The organism is Proteus faecis, from assembly GCF_003144395.1.
Lineage (GTDB): Bacteria > Pseudomonadota > Gammaproteobacteria > Enterobacterales > Enterobacteriaceae > Proteus > Proteus faecis.
In genome coordinates, this window is sequence record NZ_PENZ01000027.1 from 43,922 (window position 1) to 64,709 (window position 20,788).

The window sequence follows — 20,788 nt, forward strand, 5'->3', positions numbered from 1 at the left end:
CACAAATGGGAGCTTTATAGCTCCCATTTGTCGTTAGTTGCGTTTTTTAGAAAGAAAACGCTTCCCCACTTTGTTCTGTTATCGCTTGTGCCAACATGGTTAAAAATTCACCACCACTTCTATCGCAAATCCATTGTTCATCTTTCCAATCAAAGTGATAGCCACCTGAACGTGTCGCTAACCAAACTTGATGAAATGCTTCCTGGCGATTAATAATAATTTTGCTATTATTTTCAAAGGTTAATGTCATTACACCGCCATTGATTTCACAATCAATATCTGCGTCACCTTCATAATTATCAATAGTTTGTTCTATTTCTGACAAGAGTTCGTCAGCTAATTGGTGAAATTCACTGTCGTTCATCTTCATTTCCTATTTGCTTTTCGAGATCTAACTGCGATTATAGAGGATATTAACCAAATAAATGACAGGCAGATTTCGAATGAAAACGTATTTACGTTGCACTCTTGCTATAATAACACTGATTTCTCTTTCTGGTTGCGGCTTGAAAGGCCCTCTTTATTTCCCACCTGAAGATACTCAGGCAAAAATGACGCAGTCATCCCAGCCAACCCAGCAAGTTGAGAGCGCCTCAACTCAGACCAATTAGTCAATCTTAGAAACGGTAATTTTGTTTCAGGCAGGGGCAAGATGCAATTTTCAAAAATGCATGGTCTTGGCAACGACTTTATGGTGGTCGATGCTGTGACTCAAAATGTTTATTTTTCACCAGAATTAATATGTCGATTAGCGAATCGTCATACTGGTGTTGGGTTTGATCAATTATTGGTGGTTGAAGCACCTTATGATCCTGAACTCGATTTCCATTATCGTATTTTTAATGCGGATGGAAGTGAGGTTGCGCAGTGTGGTAATGGCGCTCGTTGCTTTGCTCGATTTGTGAGATTAAAAGGTCTTACAAACAAAAGAGAGATAAAAGTTAGTACACAGTCTGGCAGAATGACCTTGCATGTTATGGATAATGACGATGTGTGTGTCAATATGGGCGAGCCTGAATTTGAACCTCAAAAAATCCCTTTTCGTGCACAAAAGGCAGAAAAGACCTATATTATCAGGGCTATGGAACGCACTGTATTATGCGGTGTAGTTTCAATGGGAAACCCTCATTGTGTTATTCAGGTTGAAGACATTAAAACAGCAGAAGTTGAGTTGTTAGGACCTGTATTAGAGCAACATGAACGTTTTCCTGAACGTGCTAATATTGGTTTTATGCAGATCGTAGACAGAAGCAACCTTCATTTGCGGGTATTTGAACGTGGTGCAGGAGAAACCAATGCTTGTGGTAGCGGAGCTTGCGCCGCTGTTGCTATTGGTATTTCACAAGGCTTATTAGATAAACGTGTGAAAGTGACTTTACCCGGTGGTGCATTGCTAATTGAATGGAAAGGAGAGGGTAACTCTCTTTATATGACTGGGCCAGCGACACATATTTATGATGGGATCATTCAGCTATAATATTATTTTTTGAGAGGCTATCTGTATGACGGATAAAAATGAGCAGTTCTGTTGCCCTGAAACAAACGAGCTTAATGATCAACAAGTGATCCGTTACCTCAGGGAACATCCTGGTTTTTTTATCCGTAATGCAAGCTATATTGAACAAATGAAAGTTCCTCATCCCGTCAGAGGAACTGTTTCTTTAGTTGAATGGATAATGTCGCGTCAACGTAACCGTATCCATTATCTTGAAGAAGATATGCGTTTGTTGATAGAACAAGCCTCGGAAAATGAAGCACTGTTTAACCAACTCTTATTATTAATTTCTGAACTATCCAACAGTGCTTCTCTTCACGAAATGCTAGAACGCTTAAACCTTTGGGCCAAAGGACTAGGGCTTTATTCAGTTCAATTACGCCTATTTACTGATCGCTGGCAATTGCAGCCACCTCTAGATGCGCAAGATCTCCCATTATCTCGTCAAGCATTTGAACATTTTCGGATCCAACGTATGGGCGATGATAATCACTATTTAGGTACATTAAATGGGCAAGAGATGATGCTATTGATGCCAAATGTTCGACGCTCTGGTTCAGTTGCGCTTTCATTATTAGGGCATTATGGCGATTTAGGTGTAATTATTTTTAATAGCCGAGATAACCAACATTTTCAGGAAGGGATGGGAACAGTAATGCTGGATAAGCTTGCCCATATTTTACCAGAATTGTTACTTCGTTGGATTGCAAGGCAATGAATCAACCAATCAATATTCCAGAAACACTCTCCACTTCTATCGAGCAATTCCTGCGTTATATTCAAGTTGAACGCCGATTGAGTCCTGTCACCGTAGAAAATTATCATCGCCAATTGACAGCATTAGCGCAAATGATGGTGGCGATGAAAATCACACAATGGATATCACTTGAAAGCCAACATGTGCGCATGTTATTAGCGAAAAGTCATCGTAGTGGTTTACAACCGGCTAGTCTTGCTTTGCGCTTTTCGGCGTTACGTAGCTTTCTTGATTGGCAAGTGATACAAGGAATGTTAGAGGTTAATCCAGCTAAAGGCATTCGTACACCTAAATCTGGTCGTCACTTACCTAAAAATATGGATGTCGATGAAGTTAGCCAATTGATGAATATCGACTTAAAAGATCCACTCTCTGTCAGAGATAGAACCATGCTAGAAGTGATGTATGGTGCAGGATTACGTCTATCAGAATTGACCAACTTAAACATTAGCGATATCGACATGAATGAAGGTGAAGTTCGTGTTTTAGGGAAGGGAAGTAAAGAACGAAAAGTACCGTTGGGAAGAAAAGCGCTAGAGTGGTTACAAAATTGGTTTCCGATGCGAGAGCTCTATGCACCTGAGGATAAAGCTGTCTTTATCTCTACCCAAAGTGGTAAGCGTTTATCTGTGCGCAGTGTACAAAAACGGTTTGAACTTTGGGGAATTAAACAAGGACTAAGTAGCCATGTGAATCCTCATAAATTACGCCACTCGTTTGCCACCCATTTATTGGAATCTAGTGGTGATTTGCGTGCTGTACAAGAGTTATTAGGGCACGCCAATTTATCGACCACACAAGTTTATACCCATTTAGATTTTCAGCATTTAGCGAAAGTCTATGATGCTGCTCATCCGAGAGCTAAGAGAGAAAAATCATAATGCGCTTTTATAGAACTCTGACGCCAATCGCAGCGATGACTTTTGATTTAGATGATACGCTGTATGACAATGTGCCAGTGATGGACAGGACTGAAAAAGAGACACTGGATTTTATTCGTCAATATGATCTGCGTTTTAATCATTTCACAGAAAAAGATGTGAATGATTATAAAAAGCCACTTATAGAAAATGATCCGGATATTTTTCATGATATTACGCAATGGCGTTGGCTTGCGGCTAGAAATATGTTGTTAGATTACGGTTATAGTGAGGCCAAAGCACAACAAGGTGCTGATGACATTATGGCTCACTTTGCTTATTGGCGTAGCCGCATTAATGTGCCTAAAAATACTCATCATGTTCTCACCGAATTGGCACAGAAAATCCCATTAATTGCGATTACAAATGGTAATGCAAACCCATTAAGTTGTGGTTTAGGGCAGTATTTTTCACATATTTTAAAAGCCGGTCCGGATGGTCGCTCTAAGCCTTATCCTGATATGTTTGATAAAGCCGCCTCACTGTTAAATCTTCCACATGAGAAAATCCTACATGTGGGTGATCACCTTGTAACTGATGTCGAAGGGGCCGTTAATAGCGGATTACAAGCGTGTTGGATTAACCTTGATAGCCGTAGTTTGTTTGAAGAAGGTGAAACCAGAGTAATGCCGCATATTGAAATTACAGATTTAAGCAAACTAATAGAATTAGTTTAATGTGATATTTGGTAAGAATGGCGCAGATAAACGTGGCTAAAAAAGGCTTTATTTTGCATAGCGCGTAAATTCCTGTTAGTTTGTTATTTATTCTCTATTTCTGTATATATCCACAGTATTTTCTTCACTAAATGATTGGTAATTATGGACGTCTCATATCTGCTAGAAGGCCTTAACGATAAACAGCGCGAAGCTGTAGCCGCACCTCGTATTAATATGCTGGTGTTAGCTGGCGCAGGCAGTGGTAAAACACGGGTACTGGTACATCGTATCGCTTGGTTATTATCTGTTGAACAAGCTTCCCCTTTTTCGATTATGGCTGTGACGTTTACCAATAAAGCCGCTGCAGAGATGCGACATCGTATTGAAGACTTAATTGGTACAAGTCAAGGCGGTATGTGGATTGGCACGTTCCATAGCCTTGCTCATCGTTTATTACGCGCACACTATCTTGATGCAAATTTGCCACAAGACTTCCAAATTATTGACAGTGATGATCAATATCGCCTTATTCGCCGTATTGTTAAGTCAATGGATCTTGATGATAAACAATGGCCTGCACGTCAAGGTATGTGGTATATCAACGGTAAAAAAGATGAAGGTTTACGACCACAACATATTCAAACTTATGGTAATCCTGTTGAAACAACATGGTTGAAAGTGTATCAAGCATATCAAGAAGCTTGTGATCGTGCGGGGCTGGTGGACTTTGCTGAGCTTTTATTACGAGCTCATGAACTTTGGCTTAATAAACCGCAAATTTTAGAGCATTATCAAAATCGCTTTACCAATATCTTGGTTGATGAATTTCAAGATACTAACCGCATTCAATATGCATGGATAAGAATGTTGGCGGGTCAAACGGGTAAAGTGATGATTGTTGGTGATGACGATCAATCTATTTATGGCTGGCGTGGTGCACAAGTTGAGAATATTCAAAATTTCTTAAATGAGTTTCCCGGCGCAGAGACGATCCGATTAGAGCAAAATTATCGTTCTACTAGCAATATTCTAAAAGCCGCGAACGCACTCATTGCTAATAATAGTGACAGATTAGGTAAAAACCTGTGGACTGAAGGTGCTGAAGGTGAGCCTATTTCGCTATATTGTGCTTTTAATGATCTGGATGAAGCGCGTTATGTCGTTGGTCGAATTAAGCGTTGGCAAGAAGAAGGTGGTGCGCTAACAGACTGTGCCATTCTTTATCGTAGCAATGCCCAATCTCGTATAATGGAAGAGGCATTATTACAAGCGGCGATGCCATATCGTATCTATGGCGGTCAGCGTTTTTTCGAGCGCCAAGAGATCAAAGATGCACTCTCTTATATGCGATTAACGGCTAATCGCCATGATGATGCTTCTTTTGAACGCGTTGTGAATACTCCAACACGGGGGATTGGTGATAGAACATTAGATATTGTTCGCCAAGTCGCAAGAGACAACCAAATTACCTTATGGGAAAGTGCATTACAGGTAATCGAACATAAAATGCTTGCAGGGCGTGCAACGGCTGCGATCCAACGATTCTTAGAACTGATTGAAACACTTGCTTCTGAAACGGCAGATATGCCATTACATGTGCAAACAGACCGAATTATTCGTGATTCAGGCTTGAAAGCGATGTATGAGCAAGAAAAAGGTGAAAAAGCACAAGCTCGTATTGAAAACTTAGAAGAGCTAGTCACCGCGACTCGTCAATTTAGTTATCAGGATGAAGACGAAGATTTAATGCCACTGCAAGCGTTTCTTTCTCATGCCGCATTAGAATCAGGCGAAAGCCAAGCTGATGCATATCAAGATGCTGTGCAGTTAATGACACTTCACTCGGCTAAAGGGCTAGAATTTTCACAAGTCTTTATTGTGGGTGTTGAAGAAGGCATGTTCCCAAGTCAAATGTCACTAGATGAAGGTGGACGTTTGGAAGAAGAGCGTCGCTTGGCTTATGTTGGTGTGACGCGAGCAATGAAAAAGTTAACACTCACTTACGCTGAAAATCGCCGTTTATACGGAAAAGAAGTCAGTCACCGGCCTTCTCGTTTTATTGGTGAGTTACCTAAAGAGTGTGTCGAAGAAGTTCGTTTGCGCGCGACAGTTTCACGCCCTGTTAATCATAACCGTTTAGGAACACCGATTATCAGCAATGATACGGGGTATTCGCTTGGGCAACGTGTGAAGCACCCCAAATTTGGTGATGGCACCATTATCAATATTGAAGGGAGTGGTGAACATTGTCGATTACAAATTGCTTTTAATGGTGAAGGTATTAAATGGCTGGTGGCAGCATTTGCTCGACTGGAATAAGCTTCGATTAGATCTCCTCTAATAAAAAAACACCCTTATTTATTTGATAGATAAGTAAGGGTGTTTTTTTAAGGGAAGCGCTATTTAGTTACTTAATAATCACGTTATCTATTCTTACTTAACGGGATTAATTGATGAAACTCTCTAGCGTATTCTTTTCTACCGACTCTTTTGTCTCACCTTACACGCGAACTTCTTCTGACTCTTTTTCAAGTAATGAATTAGAGATTGAAAATATTGAGAATATCCTGCTTGATACTTATCATACGAGTAAACCAATCAATGAATTTGAAGAAGAGTTGTATTGTAAATTATTGAGGTATCAGCGTGAATTTGTTCCTCGAGCCAATCCCTATTACTGCGTCGTGATCAACCATATTCAATTGGTTAATAACGCAATATCAACGTTATTTAGGCGCTCAGCTCGCCATGCAGAGAAGATCTCGAAGAGTGCGTCTTCATTGCAGAGAAAAAAACTCTCTTCCGCTTTTACACAAATCAGCAATTTAGCGGAAGAGTGAGTTTTAGAGGATTAGCTACGTCTTAAACGGCGTTGTGTATAAAGCGCATCAAGCGTAAAGAGGATCAGCGCAACCCAAATAAAGCCGAACGTGACCAACCGTTCTGCATCAATTTTTTCGCCATATACCATTGTGGCAAGAATAAACATCAAGGTGGGGCCAATATATTGGAAAAAGCCCAAAGTTGATAAACGCAGATGGTGTGCCGCTTCTGTAAAGAGCAGTAGTGGTACAGTTGTAATAATACCGGCCGCAATTAACAAGGTATTTAATGACCAACTATTTTCAAGCATATTGCTAGTCGGCGAATGTGTGAAAAATAAGATATAAACTAATGCAACGGGAAATAGCCATAATGTTTCTACCAGCATGCCTGTTTGTGCATCGACACCTAATTTTTTACGAAGTAAGCCATAAAGACCAAAAGTCACGGCGAGGCTTAATCCAATCACAGGCACTGAACCAAAGTGCCAGAGTTGAATAAATACACCAGTAAATGCTAAACCTACCGCTATCCATTGCATACGGCGGAACCGCTCGCTCAAGAAAAGCATGCCAAATAGTACGTTAACTAGTGGGTTAATAAAGTAGCCAAGGCTGGCTTCTAGCATATAACCGTGGTTAACCGCCCATATATAGGTAAGCCAGTTCGTTGCGATAATAATGGCAGTCAGTGCTAAAAGAAGAATTTTTTTAGGTTGACGTATTAATTGACGCAAATAAGGCCAATGACGACTGATAGTCATTAAAATCAACATAAAAAAGAACGACCATAAAATACGGTGCGTTAAGATCTCTTCTGCGGGCACTTCTTGAATGCTTTTAAAATAGACAGGGGCAATACCCCAGATCAAATAGGCGCCTAAGGCACATAAAACGCCTTTCATCGTGTTTTTCTGGCTCATGCTATCTCTGGAATTGATGGAAAGGAAAAGTGTGACGGGGTTATCATACCCAATGACATTATTTAATGTGTCATTAGGCATGTATTTTTACAAGTAATTAATACTAATCTTAAGCATTATCGCGCATAATGAATTTTAGCAAAGGCTTAACCTACAATATAAGTTGCTGTCCCACTCGCAATATGAATTTGTTTTTCATTATGTAATTCAACACGAGCAACAGACACTTTATTACCACTGCGTAAAATATGGCTACTTGCAGTAAAACATTCTCCACGTCCCGGTCTTAAATAATCAACACGTAAATCTATGGTGCCCATATTAGCGAGTTTTTGTTCGAGTTGCTCTTGGGATATTGGTGCTAAACGTGTTAATGCGTTACCGACACAAACTAACCCAGCACTGACATCAAGTACAGAAGCAATGAGTCCACCATGTAAGATACGTTGAGCAATATTACCAACGAGTTTGTCTTGATACCTAAATTGAATTTCAGCGTAATCTTGTTCAAAGCGAACGAGCTCTAAGCCGATTAATTGATTAAAGGGCATCTTATAAACAAAAATATGACCAATTAGTGTTTGAGCCTCTTCTAATGTTAACTGTTTTTCCATTTTTAGAACCTCTGATATCACGTCATTAAGTTAATATTATGTTAATAATACATGACATAATCGTAATTGCACATTCGTGCTATAAATATAATGATGTGAAAATATACGAGATTTAATGGCAATTACGTGTAAAATATGGACGTTAGAGTGTAATAAAGCACATATATAAGAACTAATTCTAAAGTAAGTACTAACTTTTATATTATTCAATAATGAAACAGGATAATTAACTATGCGTTACATCCGTTCTTTACTTGCGGCAGTTTTATTCTATCCAGCATGGGGATTTGCATCCGAAATACACGTATCACCATCTCCGGCTCCGCTTGTTCAGGGCAGTATCATTTCTGGTTTATTACAAGAATACGATTCACCTTTTGTTCTTTATCCTTATGAATCCAATTATATTATTTACACTGACACCTCTGATCTTAATAAAGAGGCTATTCAAAGTTATGATTGGAGTAACAAGGCTAAAAAAGATGAGGTGAAATTTCAGCTCAGTTTGGCCTTTCCTTTATGGCGCGGTATTGCGGGTGAAAACTCTGTTTTAGCGGCATCTTATACTCAACGCTCTTGGTGGCAATTAAGTAATAAGAAAGAATCCGCTCCTTTCCGTGAGACAAACTATGAACCACAACTTTTTCTAGGTTGGGCAACAGACTATAAATTTGCGGGTTGGACACTTCGTGAAATAGAAGCGGGTTTTAACCACGAATCAAATGGTCGCTCTGATCCCACTTCTCGTAGCTGGAACCGTGCTTATGCGCGTTTTATGGCACAAAAAGGTAATTTACAACTTGATCTAAAACCTTGGTATCGCTTTAGTGAAAGTGCTCAACGTGATGATAATCCAGATATTAATCGTTATATGGGCTATTACCGTTTAAAAGTGGGCTATCGACTAGGCGAAAGTGTGATCACCGCGACTGGGCGTTATAACTGGAATAGTGGTTATGGAGCGGCTGAATTAGGCTGGAGTTATCCAATTACTAAGCATGTACGCTTTTATACCCAAGTATTTAGTGGTTATGGTGAATCAATGATTGATTATAACTTCCGGCAAACACGAGTCGGTGTTGGCGTAATGCTTAATGATATGCTGTAATTTTCCCCGTTCTGGGTTAGCATAGCGCTATAATGATGATGGCACCTTCACATTGGTGCCTTTTCTTTTACTCCTCATCATAGTTTTTATCAGCAGCTTTTCAGAGGAACGGTGTGTCCACAGCAGAAGTTCTTAACTCAATGCCATCAGCACAGGTTATTTTGCGAGAAACCTTTGGTTATCAGCAATTTCGCCCTGGTCAGCAAGAAATCATCCATACCATTACAACTGGGAGAGATTGCCTAGTAGTGATGCCAACGGGGGGAGGAAAATCTCTTTGTTATCAAATTCCTGCCTTATTGCTTGATGGGCTGACCGTGGTTGTTTCACCACTTATCTCATTGATGAAAGATCAGGTTGATCAACTTTGCCTTCATGGTATTGAAGCAACTTATTTAAATTCAACCCAAACGCGTGAAGAGCAGCTTGATGTTCAAACACGTTGTCAAAAGGGTGAAATAAAACTGCTGTATATTGCCCCAGAACGTTTAATGATGGAGAGTTTTCTTCATCAATTAGTACAATGGAAACCTGTATTGCTGGCTGTTGATGAAGCGCACTGTATTTCACAATGGGGACATGATTTTCGTCCTGAATATCGCGGGATAGGGTTATTAAGACAATATTTGCCTGATGTTCCCATTATTGCATTGACAGCTACAGCCGATAATACAACACGTTATGATATTATTAATCAGCTTGTGTTGCGTGATCCGTTAATTCATATCAGCAGTTTTGATCGACCCAATATCCGCTACACTTTAGTTGAGAAATACAAACCGCTTGATCAGCTTTGGCTATTTATTCGTGGTCAAAAAGGAAAATCAGGCATTATTTACTGTAATAGTCGCAGTAAAGTCGAAGAAACCGCAGAACGCCTGAGTAAACGAGGGTTAAGTATTGCGGGTTATCACGCCGGAATGGAAATTGCACAACGAGCTAAAGTACAAGACGCTTTCCAGCGAGATGATTTGCAAATTGTGGTTGCCACTGTTGCATTTGGTATGGGCATTAATAAACCTAATGTCCGATTTGTGGTTCACTTTGATATTCCACGAAATATTGAATCTTATTATCAAGAGACAGGACGTGCAGGGAGAGATGGGTTACCTGCAGAAGCGGTATTATTTTATGATCCGGCCGATATGGCGTGGTTGCGTCGTTGTTTAGATGAAAAGCCAGAAAGTGACCAAAAAGCTATTGAAATGCATAAGCTTAATGCCATGGGGGCGTTTGCTGAAGCACAAACATGCCGACGCTTAGTGTTACTAAATTACTTCGATGAACATCGACAAAATGCTTGTGGTAACTGCGATATTTGTCTTGATCCTCCTAAGCAATATGATGGTTTAGTGGATGCACAAAAGGCATTGTCCTGTATTTATCGTACTGGTCAGCACTTTGGTATTGGTTATATTGTTGAAATCTTAAGAGGCGCAAATAATCAACGTATTCGAGATTCGGGACACGATACATTACCTGTTTATGGTATTGGTAAAGCACAAAGCCATGAACATTGGGTAAGTGTGATCCGTCAGCTGATTCATTTAGGTATGGTGACACAAAATATTGTCCATCGTTCTGCATTACAACTGACAGAGATGGCTAGACCAATCTTGCGTGGTGAAGTGCCATTACAATTAGCCGTACCTAGACTATTAAGCCCGACAAAAAGCCGTAATCAACAAACAAAAAATACTCATAGACAGTATGATAGAAAATTATTTGCGAAACTGCGTAAATTGCGTAAGTCTATTGCTGATGAAGAAAATATTCCGCCATTTGTTGTCTTTAATGATGTCACATTGATTGAAATGGCAGAGCAGTGTCCCGTTTACCCTGATGAATTATTATTAATAAACGGTGTAGGACAACGAAAATTAGAACGATTTGGACCTGCTTTTATGACACTCATTCGTGACCATATTGAGGGCTTCGAATAACATCAATAAGGAGAGTCAATGACAACCACTCTGTTTAAATATTCGTGGTTATCGCGTGAAAAGCAGTTTTCTGCATTTACGAACGGCGTCTTATTGGATTTTTGGGGGCAACGCGAAGAAGGTGAGTTTGTTGGTGTTGATGGTGCCAAAATTCGCTATGTTTATTGGCGTTCACCATCGCACAATAAAGCTCTAGTTATTGCTTCGGGCCGTAGTGAAAGCTATGTAAAGTACCCTGAAGTGGCATTCGATTTCTTTCACTCAGGTTATGATGTTTTTCTTCTCGATCATCGAGGACAAGGCCTTTCTGACAGACTGTTAGAAGATACGCAAAAAGGGCATGTAGAGAAATTTAGTGATTATATTGATGATTTCTCGACGTTTGTCGATACGATAGTGCTGCCTTTTCAATACCCGCATTATTTTGCATTAGCTCACTCAATGGGAGGGGCTATCTTAGCGGGATATCTTCTAAAACAAACTCATGTTTTTAAAGCAGCAGCATTAAGTGCGCCGATGTTTGGTATTAAATTACCTATACCTCGCTGGGTGGCTAATTTTTTAGTTAACCGAGCAGAACAAAGTCAATCTGAAAGAAATAATTACGCGGTATCAACAGGTAAATGGTTTCCACTGCCATTTATTCTTAATGTGTTAACACATAGCCATGAGCGATATCGCCGGTATTTACGTTATTATGCTGATTTTCCAGAACTACGATTAGGCGGACCTACTTATCATTGGATGGGGGAAAGTCTAAAAATGGGAGATTGGTTAATTGAACATGCGGGAGAGATTAATACCCCTCTATTAGTGCTCGAAGCAGAGCTTGATAAGGTGGTAGATAATCAAGAGCTAAGGGCTTTCTGTGAACGTTATAGTCAGTCCAGAACAAGAGAAGAAAAACAAAAATTGCCACTGGTGATTGAGGGTGCGCACCATGAAATCTTGTTCGAAATAGATAAGCTACGCTCACAAGCATTAAATGAAATCTGTGAGTTTTATGATAAGCATTTATTTTAATCAGGAATGTGTATGTATTCGATAGTCGCTTCAGATCTTGATGGCACACTGTTATCACCTAATCATGTATTAACTCCCTATACGCAAGAAACTCTGCACCTACTTATTAATAAAGGTGTGCATTTTGTATTCGCAACAGGTCGTCATCATGTTGACGTTGCTCAAATTCGTGATGGATTAGGCATTAACGCTTATATGATAACCTCTAATGGTGCACGAGTGCATAACACTCATGGCGACCTTATTTTTAGCCAAGATCTTGAGCCTGAAATTGCTTATGACTTGGCGCTTATGGTTTTTGATCACCCTGAAATTGAAACTAATATTTATGCAGGTGATTACTGGTATGTTAATAAGGAGATGCCAGGGGCTTGTGAGTTTTTTCGAGAATCAGACTTTGGCTATGAGTTATATTGTAAAACAGGATTCCCAACCACCAATGTCTGTAAGGTCTTCTTTACCTCTGATGATCATGAGTTATTACTGAAACTAGAAAATGAAATTAATCAGCGTTGGGGTGATAAGGTTAATGTGAGTTTCTCACTGCGTAATTGCTTAGAAGTGATGGCAGGAGGAGTATCTAAAGGTGAGGCATTAGAAAAAGTGGCTGAGCTGATGCAGCACTCTGCGAAAGATGCTATCGCGTTTGGTGATGGTATGAACGACAAAGAGATGCTACAGATGGCGGGTAAAGGTTGTATTATGGAAAATGCACATCAGACATTAAAAGATCTGCTACCGAATATGGAAGTGATTGGCACTAATGCCGATGACGCCGTTCCTCATTATTTACGTAAGCTATATCAAGTGTGATCCCTCCTAAAGAAAAAGACGAATAAAAAAGAATGAAGCCATTATCTTCTGGAAAAATAATGGCTTTTTATCAAATTAATTGATGTAGGGCTTATAATCCACCCACTTCTCTTGGTGTTGCTCGCATTGAGCTACGAATTGTATTGCCCATCATATCCACTCTTGCTTGGAATGGTGGGAACGGTAATGGAATACCGTGTTCTGCAAAAGCTAAGAGAATATTTTGGTGGATCTCATGTCTTGCTGGCATTCTATGCCCCATCTCTGCTGCATAAACACGTAGTTCGAAAATTTGAATACCTTGCTGTAAATCGACCAGATAAACCTCTGGTGCAGGGTTTTCTAAAATCATTGTAGAGCGTTTTGAGGCTTCTAATAACACATTTGTCACTTGCTCACTGTTGCAGTCTGCAGGTGCTGGGATTGTCATTACGATACGAGTAATTGAATCTGATAGTGACCAGTTAATAAATTGCTCTGTAATAAAGGCCTTGTTCGGTACGATAATTTCTTTTCTATCCCAGTCGGTTAACGTTGTTGCCCGAGTATTGATCTTAGAGATATTTCCGGTCAAATTACGAATGGTAACGGTATCGCCAATACGAATTGGTTTTTCGAATAAGATCATCAAACCTGAAATGATGTTGGCAAAAATTTCTTGTAAACCAAAACCTAATCCGACCCCCATTGCTGCCACTAGCCACTGCAATTTTGACCATTCAATCCCTAATAAAGAGAAACCCACGATACTACCAATTAAGGTGATGGTGTATTTGGTCATGGTGGTAATGGCGTAACCTGTACCAGGTGTTAAATCAAGATGCTGCAAAATGGCCAACTCAAGTAAAGCGGGGAGATTTCGAACTAATTGAGTTGTAATAATAATGACGAGGATCGCCACTAAAATAGAGCCCATCGTGATTGGTTGTACTGTGTTAACGCCATTCACTGATGAGGTGACATCCCAAAGTCGAATATTGTCGACGAAAGAGAATGCAGTGTTTAATTCAGACCACAATAAGATCATCGAGACTAATGCAATCATAGTTAGAATAGAACGAACTAAACCAATAGATTGCGCACTAATCGCATCAAGGTCTATTTCTTGCGCTTCAATTTCAAGTCCTACTGTGCTTTCACCACTGCTTCCGACAATCGTATTTTCATCTTCACCTTTTGCGCGCTGAGCCAAAATTTCTGCACGCTTTTGTTTAGCACGTTCAAAGGCTAATTTTCGGCGCTGAATAAGCATCCATCGCTGAATAATATGGTAGATAATCAGCAGAGCAAACCAAATGGCGACAGACATTTCTAAACGACCGAGTAAGACAATCGAGGTAGAAAGGTAACCTAAGATAGCGGCTAAAGCAGCAATAACAGGAGCAACCAGTAAGAACCACCATAAAATGGTGTTGATCAGGTTATCACCCGATCCATGTTTATCGAGATAAAGTGGGACGTGAGCTTTTTTAAGGCTAGAGGTAATAAAGCTTAGGGCGATACAGAGTAGTAAGAAACAAAAGCGACCGACTGTTGGCGCAAATTCTCTATCACTATAATATTCAAAGGTAATTAATGACATCATCAGCGGAACGATGACAAAAATAGAAAGCTGGTAAAAACGCATCGCTTTTTTAACCCGGCTCTCTTTCCATTTAAATTGAGCAATAAACAGACCGTTATGACGTGCAAACGTTGCACTGATCATAAATAGCCATAGCACAGGTGCTGCTGCTGTGACCCCATATCCAATAGCTCCCGCCATTGGATAACGCCATTCAACACTTTGTAAGCCATAGCCTACGGCAGACCACAACAGAGGTAATGGTAACGCAATTAAAATAGACCAAAAGACAGTGCGTATCGTTAGTGAAAAGTGATCTTGTGTGACTTTACCAATACGGTTGCTGACTCTTTCAAGAAATGCGTTGTAATGTTTTCGAGTACGCAAACTAAAGCCTACAATCGATAAAGTGGCAAATAGGAATAGGAACGTATCTTGATTTTTAAGCATACTGACAGCTGCATGACCTAATTGTGAGAAGGTATCTAGCGAAAGCAGCCGAGTGATATCTTTGACTAATAAAACCGGATAATTAAATTTGATAGGGCTGATATCGGCAACCCAGAACATATAACGGTTTGTCGCGTCTTTTGTCTCTTTTAAAGCGTCGGCTAATTGTGTTGTCGCAACTTTTAGTTTTGTTAATTCAAGAATTTGAGAATCATAACCAGATAGCAATGAATTCAATAATTCATGGCGTGCTTGGATCAGAGAATCAAAAATATATTGCTGAGCTTCAGGTAATTTGGAACCATCGGCAGTTTCTGGTGGCTGGATTTTGCTTAAGTTTTCCAGCATATCTTCATAGCCTAAACGCTCGACACGTAATTGAATGATATCTCTATCAAGCTCTTGTGAACGAGGCATTTCAGGTAGGCGAGAAAGTTGTGTTCTTAATGCTTCACCTAATGCTGTTGATCCGCTTAACCATTGTGCTTGTTCTCGGATCGTGGTGAGTGTTTGACGGACTTGTTGTGTCTGCTGTGTGGTAATGCGCTGTTTTTCTGACAGCTCACTCATTTCCTGAGTTTGTTTATTCAGGATTTGAGAGAGTTCTCGGTTAGTTTGGATCTGCTTTGTCAGAAACTCAGGAAGTTCACCACCTTTCTCCGCTAACATCTCTGTTTTTTCTAATGCGAGATCAGCCACTTCTTGGCGCTTTATATTTAATAAGCTGCGCAATTGTTGTAGCTGTACATCCAGACGCTGATAGCGTTTTTTAAACAACTCTAAGCGAAGGCGAGCGATTTCTTGGCGATTATTAGCTGAAAGTTGTGCCATTTCTAGCTCATTAACCATCGCTTTACGTGCGGTAACCTCAGCTTGTGTGAGCTTATTTTGTGCTTCTGTTAATGGTGTTGTTGATGCACTGACAGAGGCCAGTCTTGCTGTCGCATCACTAAGTAAACGACGCGCTTCTGAAAGTTGTTGGGGTAATAAGTTTAACGACTCACTGATTTCACGACTTTTATCTTGTTCTTGTTGCTGGAGTCGTGCTTGTTCCATTAGTTGACTACTGACTTGAATAATTTTCTGTTCTAAATCAGGAATACTAATTTTTTCAGGGATAGTTGGAACCGCATGGCTCTCTTCAAGCAGTTTTGTTCTCAGCTCTTGTGTGATTTGCGGATAATCATCAATGGCTTTTTGATAATTATCTGCATTTGCTTGCGCTTTTTCACCATCATTAATCCAATTGATAGTGCCTTGTAGCGCCTGAACTGCCTCAATATCTTGAGGATTGGTACTTCCTTCAAGTTGTTTTATATCTTGACGCAATTTCTCTACATCTGCTGATATTGCAGATGTACTTAAAGAAAGCGTCAAAAAGAGAGAGAAGAAAAGAGTGATTATCAGGCGCACAAAGGTTACTCCGAATTACGTGTTATTCACTGATGGCATTGTTGTCATTACCAGCGACATTAATGATGGAACCCAGTTGTTCCCCCATTAAGGTAACGGAGCCATTCATAAGATCTTTATTCAATTGAACGGTGTTTTCTGGGAAAAGATTGATGACTGTTGAGCCTAATTTGAATCGGCCCATCTCTTCACCTTTTTTCAAGAATATCGCTCCTGCTTTATCTGCTTGAGGATATGTCCAACGCTTAATAATACCTTCGCGAGGTGGCGTTACCATGCCACACCAAACCGTTTCAATACTACCGACAATTGTTGCACCAACCAGAATTTGTATCATTGGGCCAAATTGTGTTTCAAATAGGCAGATAATACGTTCATTACGTGCAAATAAGTTAGGGACATTAGCCGCTGTTAATGGATTAACAGAGAAGAGATCACCTGGAACATAAATCATCTCTTTTAATAAGCCATCGTAAGGCATGTGAACACGGTGGTAATCACGAGGTGAAAGATACGTCGTAATAAACTGCCCATTACGGAACTTATCCGCCAACATAAAATTACCAGCAAGTAATGCTTCAAGGGTGTAGTGATGTCCTTTGGCTTGCAAGATTTGATCATCTTGAATTAGACCAAGTTGGCTTACTGCACCATCTGCCGGTAATGCAAGTTTGTCATTACCTTCAACAATAGGACGAGCACCGTCTTTTAAGGCACGAATAAAAAAGTCATTGAATGTAGAATAAGCTTGGAACTGGCTGTCTTTCGCTTCATTCATATCGACTTTATAAGCTTTCGCAAATGTCTTGATAACAAACTGGGTGATGGCACCTGCTTTTTTATTTGCGAACCAGCCTGCTAACTGTGTTAGCCATAATTTAGGCAATAAATACTGTAGTTTAATTTTTAGCTTGTCCAAAATGGCAACCTCTGGGATTAAACGATAAAAAATAGACAAAAGGGGTCTATTGTACCTACCCTTATTAGGGTTGTCAGTGAATCAATTATTAAGAGTCTAAATTAATGTTCTTACGAACCTTAACTTGGCTCATACTTTCTAAAATTCGGTGGTAGTTTTCAAATCGTGTTTCTGCTATTTCGTTGTTTCTCACCGCTTCACTTATTAAGCAACCAGGATCGTCTAAGTGCTTACAATCGCGGAATTTACATCCACCAAGGTACGGTCTGAATTCAACAAAACCTTTTGTTACTTGCTCTGGCGTTAAGTGCCATAAACCAAATTCACGTACACCAGGAGAGTCAATGACATCTCCGCCTTGTGGGAAATGGTACAGGCGTGACGCTGTTGTGGTATGTTGGCCTAATCCTGAGTTATCAGAGACTTGATTAACAACAATGCTTTCTTCCATTGGGGGTAACAGCGTGTTAAGTAAACTTGATTTACCCACACCAGATTGCCCTGCAAAAATAGAGATGCGTCCGATAAGTTCTTGAGTCAGTGCTTCTAACCCTTCTTTAGTATAGCTAGAGACTTCAAGGACGCGATAACCAATATCTTTATAAATTTGCATCCATTCACTCACAGTCTTACGACCTTCTTCATCTAACATATCGATTTTATTGAGTACAATCAGAGGCTCAACATTTAAGGTCTCACATGCAACAAGGTAACGATCGATAATATTTAAAGATAATTCAGGTAAAATAGCCGAAACGATAATAATTTGATCGATATTAGCGGCAATAGGCTTAATGCCATCATAATAGTCAGGACGAGTAAGCACTGAAGTTCGTTCGTGTACGGCTTCAACAATACCATTTACGCGGACATTTTCTTGTGTTTGTAGCGCAGGGCGCCAAACAACTTTATCACCCGTTACCAGTGATGAAATTGTGCGTCGAATATTGCATCGTGTAATTGTGCCGTCTGCAGCTTCGATATCTGCATGTTGACCAAAACGGCTGATCACTAAACCTTCTGTCGCTTCGCCTAATTGCGCATCGTCTAATTCAACGTGGTTTTTTTTCTCTTTGCTCTGCAAACGCTTTTTATGATTTTCTTGTACTCGGCGTTGCTGGCCTTTAGATAATTTACGTTTTGTCACCGATCCTCACTTGTATTATTCGGTTAGATGTTCTTCTGTCGTGCTTATTGAGTAAACGCGCTATGATAAATACTAAAATATCATGTCTCACACTTAGAAACAGCTAGGATATATTATGTCAAAAAGCGAGAACAATCTGATCTGGATAGATCTGGAAATGACAGGCCTTGATCCTGAACGTGATCGTATCATCGAAATTGCCACTATCGTGACAGATCCTCAACTTAATATTTTAGCCGAAGGCCCTGTTATTGCAGTCCATCAATCTGATGAACAATTAAGTTTAATGGATGAATGGAATACACGTACCCATACAGGTAGTGGCTTAGTTGAGCGCGTAAAAACCAGTTCATATGATGATAATTCAGCACAAAAAGCGACAATTGAATTCCTAGAAAAATGGGTACCAAAAGGTGTATCACCTATCTGTGGTAATAGTGTGGGGCAAGATAGACGTTTTCTATACCGTTATATGCCAGAATTAGAGCAATATTTTCACTATCGTTATCTTGATGTGAGCACATTAAAAGAGTTAGCACGTCGTTGGAAACCTGAAATTTTAGAAGGATTTGAGAAAAAGAATACTCATCAGGCATTGGATGATATTCGTGAATCCATTGCAGAACTTGCTTATTATCGTAAAACCTTTATTAAAGAGTAAAAAGCGTGCATTGATGATTGATATTACATCATTATGATGATTTTATCGGCATGTAATCAAAAAAACGTATTTTTTTGTTGATAAAGGCTTGCGGTTAAGCATTTTTCTCGTATAATGCGCTTCCCGTACCGATGAAGAATTTTATTTGTACGGGTGTAAGAAAGACGCGGGAATAGCTCAGTTGGTAGAGCACAACCTTGCCAAGGTTGGGGTCGCGAGTTCGAGTCTCGTTTCCCGCTCCAATCTTTCTTAGACAGTGATTAGTAGTGATATGCGACGCGGGAATAGCTCAGTTGGTAGAGCACAACCTTGCCAAGGTTGGGGTCGCGAGTTCGAGTCTCGTTTCCCGCTCCAATCTTTCTTAGACAGTTATTAGTAGTGTTATGCGACGCGGGAATAGCTCAGTTGGTAGAGCACAACCTTGCCAAGGTTGGGGTCGCGAGTTCGAGTCTCGTTTCCCGCTCCAAATCTTTTACTAGTGATTGTCAAAACTTACCAAACGCGGGAATAGCTCAGTTGGTAGAGCACAACCTTGCCAAGGTTGGGGTCGCGAGTGCGAGTCTCGTTTCCCGCTCCAAATCTTTTACTAGTGATTGTCAAAACTTACCAAACGCGGGAATAGCTCAGTTGGTAGAGCACAACCTTGCCAAGGTTGGGGTCGCGAGTTCGAGTCTCGTTTCCCGCTCCAAATCTTTTACTAGTGATTGTCAAAACTTACCAAATGCGGGAATAGCTCAGTTGGTAGAGCACAACCTTGCCAAGGTTGGGGTCGCGAGTTCGAGTCTCGTTTCCCGCTCCAAATCTTTTACTAGTGATTGTCAAAACTTACCAAATGCGGGAATAGCTCAGTTGGTAGAGCACAACCTTGCCAAGGTTGGGGTCGCGAGTTCGAGTCTCGTTTCCCGCTCCAAGTTTTTCTCTTCTGTTTTATCAAATCTCATTTTTAATCCCATAAAGAAATTTTAAGTTTTTTCTCTCACTTTTTTTAATATCGACTACACTGTTTTAGGGTGAAGATTAAGTGACTTTACTTAATACGCGTAAAAAGAGTGTGCTGGATTTTTGTTCAAAAAAGAAGATGTCATTACTACATGTAAGATCAAGCTATTTTTTTGTGATCTATCTTTGATCTTTACTTGCATTTCTAATTTGACAGCACTAGAATGTGCGCCTTTCCTCATTTAGAGGGGAAATCAGAGGCAAGATCATTTTTTAGATTTTAGGCCTTTATTCTGTTAAACAGGCATTGAATAGTATTTTAGAAAAAGGAAAGGGTTTCTCAGGCTTTTCTTTAAAAAAATGTGATATATATTCTACTATTCTTAAAATCTTTCCAAATCAATTTATCCACAGTGAGATGCTAATAACCACCGCATCTAAGCACTATTTATTTTTTTACTGCACAGAGTTATCCACAAGTACGTATCCTTAAGTGATCAGGATATTATTCTCTTCAATAAATTGATTGGATTTTATATCTAGTTGATAACTAAGTTTATTTTATTTTTTTTAATTTTGAGTCTTAGTTCGCTTGAATTTTTTGTTCATGTTGATAGG

Annotated in this window: 18 protein-coding genes and 7 tRNA genes; 19 read left to right on the forward strand and 6 right to left on the reverse strand. The window is 39.9% G+C overall.

Annotated features, from left to right (window positions below):
- Positions 1-46: 46 nt before the first annotated feature.
- Positions 47-364: an iron donor protein CyaY gene (gene cyaY, locus DK858_RS06060; RefSeq protein WP_088494024.1), complete on the reverse strand. Its 318-nt coding sequence runs from the start codon at positions 362-364 to the stop codon at positions 47-49.
- Between the two features lie 79 nt (positions 365-443).
- On the opposite strand from cyaY, the gene lptM reads away from it, so the two are divergent.
- From lptM to DK858_RS06095, 7 genes are all read left to right on the forward strand, one after another.
- Complete coding sequence (gene lptM / locus DK858_RS06065) at positions 444-611, forward strand: LPS translocon maturation chaperone LptM (protein ID WP_071788576.1); 168 nt, start codon at positions 444-446, stop codon at positions 609-611.
- A gap of 41 nt (positions 612-652) precedes the next feature.
- A complete protein-coding gene (gene dapF, locus DK858_RS06070; protein ID WP_109396622.1) occupies positions 653-1,477 on the forward strand; it encodes a diaminopimelate epimerase in 825 nt (274 codons plus the stop codon).
- A 25-nt stretch (positions 1,478-1,502) separates the two neighbouring features.
- Entirely contained in the window at positions 1,503-2,213 is a 711-nt protein-coding gene (locus DK858_RS06075) for a DUF484 domain-containing protein (RefSeq protein WP_109396624.1), read from the forward strand.
- The gene (xerC, locus tag DK858_RS06080; RefSeq protein ID WP_109396626.1) at positions 2,210-3,133 is read left to right on the forward strand and encodes a tyrosine recombinase XerC; all 924 of its coding nucleotides are present in this window, start codon (positions 2,210-2,212) and stop codon (positions 3,131-3,133) included. Before DK858_RS06075 ends, xerC begins: the two co-directional genes overlap by 4 nt.
- Entirely contained in the window at positions 3,133-3,849 is a 717-nt protein-coding gene (gene yigB / locus DK858_RS06085; protein ID WP_109396628.1) for a 5-amino-6-(5-phospho-D-ribitylamino)uracil phosphatase YigB, read from the forward strand. The genes xerC and yigB overlap by 1 nt, the downstream gene beginning before the upstream one ends.
- A 144-nt stretch (positions 3,850-3,993) precedes the next feature.
- Complete coding sequence (uvrD, locus tag DK858_RS06090; RefSeq protein WP_109396629.1) at positions 3,994-6,150, forward strand: DNA helicase II; 2,157 nt, start codon at positions 3,994-3,996, stop codon at positions 6,148-6,150.
- A gap of 134 nt (positions 6,151-6,284) precedes the next feature.
- Positions 6,285-6,671 carry a hypothetical protein gene (locus DK858_RS06095; RefSeq protein WP_109396631.1) on the forward strand — a complete coding sequence of 129 codons (387 nt, stop codon included), beginning with the start codon at positions 6,285-6,287 and terminating at the stop codon, positions 6,669-6,671.
- Positions 6,672-6,682: 11 nt separating this feature from the next.
- On the opposite strand, the gene rarD is transcribed toward DK858_RS06095, so the two are convergent.
- A complete protein-coding gene (gene rarD / locus DK858_RS06100) occupies positions 6,683-7,576 on the reverse strand; it encodes an EamA family transporter RarD (protein WP_109396633.1) in 894 nt (297 codons plus the stop codon).
- A gap of 146 nt (positions 7,577-7,722) precedes the next feature.
- The gene (locus DK858_RS06105; RefSeq protein WP_109396635.1) at positions 7,723-8,190 is read right to left on the reverse strand and encodes a thioesterase family protein; all 468 of its coding nucleotides are present in this window, start codon (positions 8,188-8,190) and stop codon (positions 7,723-7,725) included.
- Between the two features lie 232 nt (positions 8,191-8,422).
- Here DK858_RS06105 and pldA point away from each other — a divergent pair, with 232 nt between their 5' ends.
- The 4 genes from pldA (at position 8,423) to yigL (ending at position 13,077) form a co-directional block, all read left to right on the forward strand.
- Complete coding sequence (pldA, locus tag DK858_RS06110; protein WP_109396637.1) at positions 8,423-9,298, forward strand: phospholipase A; 876 nt, start codon at positions 8,423-8,425, stop codon at positions 9,296-9,298.
- Positions 9,299-9,411: 113 nt separating this feature from the next.
- Positions 9,412-11,241, forward strand: coding sequence for an ATP-dependent DNA helicase RecQ (recQ, locus tag DK858_RS06115; protein WP_109396639.1), 1,830 nt, complete (start codon positions 9,412-9,414; stop codon positions 11,239-11,241).
- A gap of 18 nt (positions 11,242-11,259) precedes the next feature.
- Positions 11,260-12,264 carry a lysophospholipase L2 gene (gene pldB / locus DK858_RS06120; RefSeq protein WP_072064589.1) on the forward strand — a complete coding sequence of 335 codons (1,005 nt, stop codon included), beginning with the start codon at positions 11,260-11,262 and terminating at the stop codon, positions 12,262-12,264.
- A 12-nt stretch (positions 12,265-12,276) separates the two neighbouring features.
- Positions 12,277-13,077 (forward strand): sugar/pyridoxal phosphate phosphatase YigL, encoded by an 801-nt coding sequence (gene yigL, locus DK858_RS06125; protein WP_023583620.1) that lies wholly within the window; start codon positions 12,277-12,279, stop codon positions 13,075-13,077.
- Between the two features lie 91 nt (positions 13,078-13,168).
- Here the strand turns inward: yigL and mscM are convergent, their stop codons facing one another.
- From mscM to rsgA, 3 genes are all read right to left on the reverse strand, one after another.
- Positions 13,169-16,504, reverse strand: coding sequence for a miniconductance mechanosensitive channel MscM (mscM, locus tag DK858_RS06130; protein ID WP_109396641.1), 3,336 nt, complete (start codon positions 16,502-16,504; stop codon positions 13,169-13,171).
- A 22-nt stretch (positions 16,505-16,526) separates the two neighbouring features.
- The gene (gene asd, locus DK858_RS06135; protein WP_109396801.1) at positions 16,527-17,423 is read right to left on the reverse strand and encodes an archaetidylserine decarboxylase; all 897 of its coding nucleotides are present in this window, start codon (positions 17,421-17,423) and stop codon (positions 16,527-16,529) included.
- A gap of 88 nt (positions 17,424-17,511) precedes the next feature.
- Positions 17,512-18,570 (reverse strand): small ribosomal subunit biogenesis GTPase RsgA, encoded by a 1,059-nt coding sequence (rsgA, locus tag DK858_RS06140; RefSeq protein WP_109396643.1) that lies wholly within the window; start codon positions 18,568-18,570, stop codon positions 17,512-17,514.
- Positions 18,571-18,685: 115 nt separating this feature from the next.
- Here rsgA and orn point away from each other — a divergent pair, with 115 nt between their 5' ends.
- The 8 genes from orn (at position 18,686) to DK858_RS06180 (ending at position 20,141) form a co-directional block, all read left to right on the forward strand.
- On the forward strand, positions 18,686-19,231 hold the full coding sequence (orn, locus tag DK858_RS06145; protein WP_109396645.1) for an oligoribonuclease: 546 nt from the start codon (positions 18,686-18,688) through the stop codon (positions 19,229-19,231).
- Positions 19,232-19,397: 166 nt separating this feature from the next.
- A tRNA-Gly gene (locus DK858_RS06150) sits at positions 19,398-19,473 on the forward strand.
- Positions 19,474-19,509: 36 nt separating this feature from the next.
- Positions 19,510-19,585: transfer RNA gene (locus tag DK858_RS06155), tRNA-Gly, on the forward strand.
- A 36-nt stretch (positions 19,586-19,621) separates the two neighbouring features.
- Positions 19,622-19,697: transfer RNA gene (locus tag DK858_RS06160), tRNA-Gly, on the forward strand.
- Positions 19,698-19,732: 35 nt separating this feature from the next.
- Positions 19,733-19,808 (forward strand) — tRNA-Gly (locus DK858_RS06165).
- 35 nt (positions 19,809-19,843) lie between these two features.
- A tRNA-Gly gene (locus DK858_RS06170) sits at positions 19,844-19,919 on the forward strand.
- Positions 19,920-19,954: 35 nt separating this feature from the next.
- Positions 19,955-20,030: transfer RNA gene (locus tag DK858_RS06175), tRNA-Gly, on the forward strand.
- A 35-nt stretch (positions 20,031-20,065) separates the two neighbouring features.
- Positions 20,066-20,141, forward strand: a tRNA-Gly gene (locus tag DK858_RS06180).
- Positions 20,142-20,788: the final 647 nt, after the last annotated feature.